This window comes from Fimbriimonadia bacterium (assembly GCA_039961735.1).
In the GTDB taxonomy this organism is placed as follows: domain Bacteria; phylum Armatimonadota; class Fimbriimonadia; order Fimbriimonadales; family JABRVX01; genus JABRVX01.
This window is the reverse complement of sequence record JABRVX010000023.1, coordinates 1-8,489: the sequence shown is the minus strand read 5'-3', so window position 1 is coordinate 8,489 and position 8,489 is coordinate 1. Positions and strand designations below refer to the sequence as shown.

The window sequence follows — 8,489 nt, the reverse complement described above, 5'->3', positions numbered from 1 at the left end:
CCCCACGCCGAGTGGCTGGGAGATCCTTGGCAAATTCGACGATTGGAGCATCGGCGCACGGTTGCCCATGCATCGAGTTCCCTTCCCGTCTCGACCCCGCTTTTCGAGCCTTGGCTCTCCAAGCGCGACCGTCCTAACCACAGGCGCACGATCGAGGAGCGGCTACCCCTCGCAAGCAATTATATCGCAGGTTCGGCGCACTGGACGGATTGTCAGCACAATCCCGGTACTCTCTCGGCATCATTGCGAAGATTCTCGCAAAACAACGGGAGAGGTCGAGCCCCTCCCGGAATACCGCCTTTTGGTTGCCTTGAACTACCCGGGTCTACGGCTTTTCTCCGGTTCCCGTTGGCGCTTCATCAGTTGCTCCGGGTGCTCGGTTGCGGGGACCGAGCAACTTTTTGCCGTCACCCATGTCCACGACCGTCGTCGGCGGCTTGAAGAGATCCGCAGAAACCGGCTGGCCCTTGGCGTATTTCACAAAGTCAATCCGCGTCTGATACTCGATCGTCGAAGGGTCCTTGACTTGGCTCAAAGGAACGTTCGTGTTCTTGTTCTGACCCCACTGCACGCGAAGCGGGCGCCGCGTAGCCTCTTCTATCCAAAGCGAGGCTACTGTCTTGCCGTCCTTCAGTGTGTAGTTGTACTTCAGCGCCTTGTAGGTCTTGCCCTCGACCTTGATCTCGGTCTTCCCGATCAGCTTGGCTTTCCAGTCCTCCAGAAACTTCTCGACGTCTTCCATGGGCCAGGTGGCGTACTGCTCCACCAACTTGCCCTCCAGGGCGGGCGAGTCATTGTTAAGGCGAACGCCGCGGTCGGCGCGGTTGACGATCACGTAGGTTCCCTTGGGGGTCGTGATGTACGACTGGTGGAGCGTGGTCTCATACTCGCGGCGGACGAGGTCACCGCTCTTCCACATGCTGACCGTCATCTTGAGTCGGTCTGCCTGGTAGAGCTTCAGCTCGGTGTAGAAGGTCTTTGGCGTCTGAGCAGACGCCTGCAGCGCGGGCAAACAGCAAGCGACGACGAGCGTCGGCAGCAGCAAGAAGCGTTTCATTGGTTGGATCTCCAGCTTAGGTTCCCATTGTGCTCGCCTGCCCGTTCGGATGCCTGAACGGGCGGCTCCTGATGCAATCTTCGGGTTGGCGGGCGGGCCTACATTACGGCCCACGTTCGAGTGCAACCCAGAGCACATTATGGACTACGCGGCCCCGGGTCGGCATGGTTCCTCACATAGCCGGCAGGGGAACGGGGTTTGCCCCGTTCCCCTGCTCACACGGCAGAAGCTCAGTGACCTAGTACCAAAGAGCAGCTGCAGCCATTTCCAGCAAGAGGCAGGCGATGGGCTCCTCATCGGTATCGATGAGGTAGCCGTCGTACCAGCGGGCGTCGTATTTGCCGGCAGGCTTCGCGTCGCGCAGGACGGCAAAGTCAATCGTGGTCATCGCAACGATGTACTCAACCATGATCAGAGCCTCAAGATTGTCCGGATTGCTCAGAGCCTCTCCGAGACCGATCTTCACGCCCTCGGTGATCTTGGGCTTCTGGGTCACGCCCGCGGCCACCGTGCTGAAGTAGTCCACTACGCAGTAGATGTCAGCTCGCGTGGGGATCTTGACCTGCACGCAGTACTCGGCGATGACGGGCGTCCCGGTGCGGCCGGTGCTATTGTCGCGTCGAACGTAGGCCACCTTGATGGTGTACTTGGTGTTGGGCGGCGAGAACAGCAGGGCACGGTTACCCAGCGCCGGCTGGCTCAGCGGGATGCCGAAGGCACGGTTCAACACTGGGTCATTCAGCATCGTGCTGTCGGCGTACTTCCAGCCGGTGTCGAAGTTTGTGTTGAGACCGGAGCCTGGCCCCATCACGAACGCGGTGCATTTCCAATACGGCGTCTTTTTTTCGAAGCGGACGGCCTGCACGAGCAGCGTGTAGCCCTCGCACTCGATATCGGTGCCGGCAGCCTCCAAGACGTCGCGGATCGTCAGGGCATCGAGGTTGATGACCTCGGGCCGAAAGACGAACCCAGGGCGACCGAGGTCAGCGCAAATGAGGTTCGGAATCTCGAGAACGTAGGTATCGCCTTCCTGGCAACCCTGGGCTGCATCAACTCCTGAGTTCGCCCAGACCGACCCCGCGTTGTTGGACAACGGCTTCTCGGCTAGTGTCTGTGCCGTGGCTCCGACGACCATCGAGAGCATCAGCACAGCAGGCAGTGTCTTGGTAAGGATTGACATTAGGTTTTCTACTCCTTCACATCAAGCAAGATATGGGTTCAGGGCTCGGCTCCACACTTGGAGCCTCACAGCATGGGTCGGCGATCCACGGTTGGAACTCGCTTTCCGCTTCCCCTCGCGCGTCTACATCGGGATGCTCTCAACCTCCCGTGGCGAACGGCGGTGCGCGCTTCCTTCCTCTCTCCTCGAACCGTGTGCCGCCGGCAGTCAGCACGTCCCGGTTTGACCGGGAAGGTCGAGCAGAGCAGCAGAGCGAGGGCTCACGACCTCACTGGCAGCCGCTACGCCGTGTACATCGTTTCGGACTACCCCTCCGCCCAGCATTATATCACGATAACAGATAACTTCGGAGAATAAAGTAATCTGAAGGCATAATTATAGCGTAATCAAGGATGATATACAGCCAGTATCGTTATTGTACAGCTAGTATTGATACATAATAAGCGGTAAAGTTGCCTGCCAGAAGTTATGCTTGCCCGCTTCCGCAGTTCCACGGGCAGGTACCCGTCGCGGGTATAAGACGCCTATGCTACTCCACGAACTCCCCATCGGCCCGAACGCGCCGACCGAGGTCAACTGTGTAATCGAGATTCCTAAGGGGAGCTCGAATAAGTACGAGTACGAGCCGGAAACCGGTACCATGCGGCTGGACAGAGTGCTCTACTCGCCTCTGCATTACCCCTGCGACTACGGCTTCATCCCTACCACGCGGTACCTGGACGGCGACCCGCTGGACGTCCTGGTGCTGGTGACCCACGCGACCTTTCCTGCTTGCGTCGTGAGCGCTCGCCCGGTCGGGGTTCTCATGATGGCGGACGACAAGGGGCCGGACGAGAAGATCTTGGCCGTCGCTGCAGGAGACCCGAGGTTTGCGGACACACGATCTCTGTCAGGAGTCCAGGACCATCTTCGCAAGGAGCTGATCCACTTCTTCGAGGTGTACAAGGCGTTGGAGTGGAAGGCGGTCGAGGTACTGGGTTGGAAGGATATTGACGTGGCGCTGCAGCTCATCAACAAGTTCCGTTTGGACAAGCCGCAGGGGGAATAGGATGACTCTCGACGCCATCGTCCTCATCTCTGGCGGGCTGGATAGCTGCGTCACCGCGGCGATTGCCAGGACCGAGACGTCGCGTCTCGGTGCCCTCCATGTGGGTTACGGGCAGAGAACGGCTGAACGCGAGCTGCGGGCGTTCGAGGAGATCACTGAGCACTTGGGGATCGCCGAGCGGCTGGTGACCAGCATCGGATTTCTGGCGGAGATAGGCGGGTCGAGCCTGACAGACACCACCATCCCAGTGTCTGAGGCCAACCTGCGGGCCCAGTCGCCGCCGAGTTCGTACGTGCCCTTCCGCAACACCCATCTTCTTTCCATCGCCGTCTCGTGGGCCGAGGTCTGCGGAGCGTGCCGGGTGTTTATCGGGGCCGTCGAGGAGGACTCGAGCGGCTATCCGGATTGCCGCCGTGCCTATTTCGATGAGTTCGAGCGGCTGGTGGCCCTCGGCTCACGGCTCGAAGGCTTCACCGTGGCAACGCCTCTCATCGCGATGCGGAAGAGCGACATCGTCCGGGAGGGTATGCGGCTGGGCGCGCCACTGCACCTCACCTGGTCATGCTATTCGGAGAGTGAAGTTGCCTGCGGCGTCTGCGACTCGTGTGCCCTGCGGCTGCGCGGGTTTCAGGAAGCTGGTGTTGCGGACCCGTTGCCCTATCGAGTTCGCCCCGACTACGTCCGGTGGTCGTAGGTCGCCGTCACCACGGAGCTGATGCCACCCCGAACGTTGAACTCGCCAGTAACTGTCATTCGGCGCGGTGAGCATGCAGCCACGAGGTCATCCAAGATTCGGTTCACCACCGCTTCGTAGAAGATGCCTTGGTCCCGAAACGAGAAGTAATACAGCTTCAGCGACTTGAGTTCGATGCAGAGTTCTTTGGGCACGTATTCGACAGTGATCGTGGCAAAGTCCGGGTTGCCTGTTTTAGGGCAGACCGAAGTGAACTCCGGGCAGACGTGCCGGATGGTGTAGTCACGTTCCGGGCAGGGGTTGGGGAACGTCTCGAGGATTGTGGACATTCTGCAATTGTACTCGCGCTATAGCCAGGTTCCTGGCGAACGCTATCGGTGTCGAGGGTGGCGGCTACATGCGGTGGCCTCGATTGCGTATCATTGCTTTAGTGTCGTGAGAATCGTCTCGCCCGCTGGGCTTAGGAGTTTGACCATATGCTTATGTGCGCAATAGCTTCCGCCGTCCTTTCGTTGGCTACGTTTCAGATCCCCGTACCGCACCAGAACCTGCCGTTCCAGGAGGTCACCGACTTCTCGCTTCGGGCCGAGCTCGTTCGAACCATGAAGGCACTGGCAGCGAGCGATTTCGACGCAGCGGCGCAGCATGCTGCGAGGGTCCCGCTGAACGAGCTTCGCTATTCGATCGTCGCTACCGAGGCCCCTGCTGCCGAGCGAGCCGCAATCGAGAGCGCGCTGGAGGCAGGCATGAAGGCCTGGGAAACCGCCCTCGGCGGGGTGCTGAAGTTGGAGAAGGTCCCGGACGTCGGTTCGATCGGACCGAGCTCCGCGCCATCGCGGCCTCACATCCGGCTGATGGTCAAGAAGGGCTACAGCCTGTTCATCCAGACCGGGTCTCCGTACACACCGGTCGCAGGCATCGGGGGGCAAGAATTGGCGTGGTACACCGGCCCGGACGGCCCGCGCCAGGTTCAGGCCCTGATCTACACCGACGCCGGACCGGAGGGCACGCCGCACTCGTTGGCGCAGTACACGCAGTTGGCGGCGCGCACATTCGGTTGCTATGTCGGGCTTCGACCGACTGCCGGGGTGCTGGGAGTGATGGGTCTTCCTACCATGGGCTTGCCGAGGACCGCCCCTACACCCCAGGAAGCCGCGACGGTAAAGAAGATTATCGAGGATTACCTGCAGCTCGTTGCCTCGGTGCGTGAGAAGAAGACTGTGGAGTTCTCGGCACCGGTGATCAAGGTGGAGAACACGAAGGTCAACATGGGGCGGGTGAGTCCCGAGCAGCCCAAGAGCGCCGAAGTCCACTTCAGCAACGAAGGCAACCTGCCCCTCCAGATCTCCGTAACAGCGGACTGCAGTTGCGTCACCAAGGAATACGATGCCAACGTTGCACCCGGTCAAAAGGGCAAGATATCGTTCACGCTGGACAGCTCACGGTACTCGGGCCGCGTCACTCGCACGCTGGGCATCAACTCCAACGACCCCGAAACCCCCTATGTCCGCATAGATGTGGAAGCGATCGTCGAACGGGATGTGGCGACCTTCCCTCCGGGCGGAACTTCGCTCGAGCTCCTGATAGACCAAGACACGGTCCATGAGTTCTTCGTCTACTCGCCGACGGGAAAGTCGTTCGAGGTGAAACAGGTGTCCTGCCAGCCGGAGCGGTACAAGGCCACCTTCGAGAAGGGTACACGCAAGTTCTCTTCACCCGACTACCCGGACATCGGAGAGAAGGAGCACGAGGGATACATCGTTCGGGTCACCATTCCTGTGACCGAGGGCCACGGCGGTTTCATGCAGGGCCGCGTCACTGTGGAGACGACGCTGACGAGCCCGCCGATGCTGACCTATTCCCTGCGGCTGAGCAAGGGGATTCAGGTGACGCCGGGAGTCGTGCACATGAGCGTGAAGGACGGGCAGTCCGACCGCCGAGTGGTACAGCTCGAGCAGAAGGGTGCCGCGTTCAAGATCCTCGACGTCGAAGTCAGTTCCGATGAGATCGAAGTGAAGCAGGAGAGCCTGGATGACGGACACAGGTACCGCCTGTGGCTGACTCCGAAGCAGAACCTAACCAAGGGACTGCGCGCGGTGCGAGTGCTCGTGACCACGGATAGCCCGAAACAGGCCAAGATACCACTTACGGTCTGGCTGAACGTCGAGGACGGCGGAGAGGGGAGCTAGGCACTTGGCCCTTCGGTGGATCGCGGCTGCTGTCGTCGGCTGCTGTTCGGCGCTTCTGCTCAGCGGTCTCGCGCCCAAAGAGGCTGCAACGGAGTCCGACTGGACCGTCATCTTCTCAGGAGAGATGAAGGGCAAGCTGGAGCCCTGCGGCTGCGATTCGCCTCAGATGGGTGGCCTATCACGCAGGGCCACACTGATACGCCAGCGCCTGCAGGATCCGCGGCTCGTGCCCGTCGAGAACGGCGACCTGGTGGACGTCGTGAGCCGCCAGTCCGAGCTCAAGCTGACTGTGCAGATGGCATACTTTCAGGCGCTGAAGTACGCCGCGGTGAACCTGGGGGCCAAAGACTTGGCGATGGGCATCCCACTCCTGCAGACGGTCGCACAGAGCTACAAGGTCCCGTTGTTGTGTGGAAACCTGGTGGACGAGACTGGCGCTCACCCCTTCCCCGAGCATGCGCTTCGTGAGGACGGTAAGGGCGGATCTCTGATGGTAGTGGGAGTGCTGTCTCCCTCCAAAGCGCAGTTGGTGGAAGCCACGTGCCCGGGCTATAGGCTTGGGCCGGTGGAGCCTGCACTCGAACGGGCGAAGGCTGCGCTCCCCGCGGGCTCGGCGGCGATTCTGCTCTATCAGGGGGATGTGGAGGAGGCCAAGGAGATCGCCAGGAAGTCGCCGTGGCTGAAGCTCATCGTGTACTCCGATGCGGGCGGGTCCTGGAAAGAACCGTTGACCGTAGAGGGCGTGCGGCTGGTGTACGCGGGGGACCGAGGGCGCGCCGTGGGAGAGGCAAGGATTGGCACGACGGTGACGGTGTCGAGGCACAACCTCGGACCGGAGTTCGCCAACGACAAGCAGACCGCTGCCATTCGGGATATGTACATCGAAGCGGTTCGTGATGGCGGGTTCATGGCCGAGTTTCCGCGGCAGCCGATGCCCGAGAGCGTAAAGTACGTCGGGTCGAAGCTGTGTGGCGAGTGTCACGACTCGGCCTACGAGACCTGGAAGAACTCTAAGCACTCCCACGCCTACAAGACCTTGCAAGACGTGAAACATGACCTAGATCCCGACTGCGTGTACTGCCACGTTGTCGGGATGAAGTACACCGGGGGCTTCGTGAGTGCAAAGGAGACCCCGGAACTGAAAGACGTTGGGTGCGAGTCGTGCCACGGACCAGGCAGCAAGCACGTGGCAGACTACAACGTGTCGCTGAGGACCGATGGAGAGAAGAACTGCATCACCTGCCACGATGCGGAGAACAGCCCGCGCTTCGACTTCGAAAAGTACTGGAAGCAGATCGAGCACTAACGGGCGCGGCATGACGACAGCCCGAGCCGACACACTGGCCACTGCCGTCATCACGGCTCCCTAACCCATGAGATATCTTCCTTCGCAGCACTGGATAGCCCAGGCCTACTGAGGCGGTTCGATGGCCCATGGGATTTCCTCGCCGATTCGCAGGCTTCGCACGCTGCCGTCCAAGAGCAGCAGGTTCTCCACCTGTCCATGCTGCGAATCGTATGTTATTGTCCCTTGGGGAGTTCGTCGCTCGGGAGGCCAGACGGTTTCCACGAGATAGATTGTCCTGGAGGGGCCGAGAGGCAGCGCCGACAGACGGACCCGCAAATTCCCCGCGGGGTCTACACGATGCGGTCTTCTCGCCCAGAGGAGGGAAGAGATGAGGTAGCTAGTGTAGAGCTGTCTTCGTGCATCCTGCGGCTCGTCGGAGACCGATTGAGCCAGCCGGCCGCGAAAGCGGTCCGCCGGACACCAGAAAACCTCGGTGGACCTAGTGTACTTCGCAAGCGAATCCCGCCACTCTTTCGGCTTGCCGTCGTAGTTGCGAGGCAACTGCGAGCCGTCGCGAAGGATGCTCGTATAGTGTGCGCCCTGAACCAGATAGCACGGCAGCCAGCCATGGTAATCATCGGCGTACATCGCCACCGCTTTGCCGAGTTGGCCCAGGTTGTTGCCACAACTGGACAGTAGACTGCGGGACCGGACCATGTGTGTCACCGGCACCACCACAGCAGCGAGTGCCAACAGTATCACGATTACGACAAGCAATTCGACGAGAGTGATTCCCCTGTTCGCCACCGCAGACCTCCTCGGCTATTGCCCGCTCGAAGCGATCCGCCAGTCACAGCACCGCTTCTGCTCGCTGTCCGGTCCCAGGCGCTCACCGGTGCAGGTTGGCTTGAAGTAGGTATACCACTCACATGGCTTGGTAACTACCCCCGGCCCATCCGCACGCTCGTACTTCTCGTAGCCGTTAGCTAGGTAGGCACGAGAACCCCCACCGAAGACGGGCACACACCCCACC

At 60.7% G+C, this 8,489-nt stretch carries 9 protein-coding genes; 4 read left to right on the top strand and 5 right to left on the bottom strand.

Annotated features, from left to right (window positions below):
• Positions 1–325 precede the first annotated feature (325 nt).
• Together HRF45_07800 and HRF45_07795 are read right to left on the bottom strand one after the other, a co-directional pair.
• A complete protein-coding gene (locus HRF45_07800; protein ID MEP0766425.1) occupies positions 326–1,057 on the bottom strand; it encodes a hypothetical protein in 732 nt (243 codons plus the stop codon).
• A 238-nt stretch (positions 1,058–1,295) separates the two neighbouring features.
• The gene (locus HRF45_07795; GenBank protein MEP0766424.1) at positions 1,296–2,237 is read right to left on the bottom strand and encodes a hypothetical protein; all 942 of its coding nucleotides are present in this window, start codon (positions 2,235–2,237) and stop codon (positions 1,296–1,298) included.
• A 526-nt stretch (positions 2,238–2,763) separates the two neighbouring features.
• On the opposite strand from HRF45_07795, the gene HRF45_07790 reads away from it, so the two are divergent.
• Both HRF45_07790 and queC read left to right on the top strand, forming a co-directional pair.
• Positions 2,764–3,285 carry an inorganic diphosphatase gene (locus HRF45_07790; GenBank protein ID MEP0766423.1) on the top strand — a complete coding sequence of 174 codons (522 nt, stop codon included), beginning with the start codon at positions 2,764–2,766 and terminating at the stop codon, positions 3,283–3,285.
• A 1-nt stretch (position 3,286) separates the two neighbouring features.
• A complete protein-coding gene (gene queC / locus HRF45_07785) occupies positions 3,287–3,979 on the top strand; it encodes a 7-cyano-7-deazaguanine synthase QueC (GenBank protein ID MEP0766422.1) in 693 nt (230 codons plus the stop codon).
• On the opposite strand, the gene queF is transcribed toward queC, so the two are convergent.
• Entirely contained in the window at positions 3,961–4,308 is a 348-nt protein-coding gene (gene queF, locus HRF45_07780) for an NADPH-dependent 7-cyano-7-deazaguanine reductase QueF (protein ID MEP0766421.1), read from the bottom strand. The two genes, queC and queF, sit on opposite strands and share 19 nt — an antisense overlap.
• A 147-nt stretch (positions 4,309–4,455) precedes the next feature.
• Here queF and HRF45_07775 point away from each other — a divergent pair, with 147 nt between their 5' ends.
• Together HRF45_07775 and HRF45_07770 are read left to right on the top strand one after the other, a co-directional pair.
• Entirely contained in the window at positions 4,456–6,168 is a 1,713-nt protein-coding gene (locus tag HRF45_07775) for a DUF1573 domain-containing protein (protein ID MEP0766420.1), read from the top strand.
• Positions 6,169–6,172: 4 nt separating this feature from the next.
• Positions 6,173–7,474, top strand: coding sequence for a hypothetical protein (locus HRF45_07770; GenBank protein MEP0766419.1), 1,302 nt, complete (start codon positions 6,173–6,175; stop codon positions 7,472–7,474).
• Positions 7,475–7,579: 105 nt separating this feature from the next.
• Here the strand turns inward: HRF45_07770 and HRF45_07765 are convergent, their stop codons facing one another.
• Entirely contained in the window at positions 7,580–8,263 is a 684-nt protein-coding gene (locus HRF45_07765) for a type II secretion system protein (GenBank protein ID MEP0766418.1), read from the bottom strand.
• 15 nt (positions 8,264–8,278) lie between these two features.
• A partial coding sequence (locus HRF45_07760) for a hypothetical protein (GenBank protein MEP0766417.1) occupies positions 8,279–8,489 on the bottom strand: 211 nt, incomplete at its 5' end.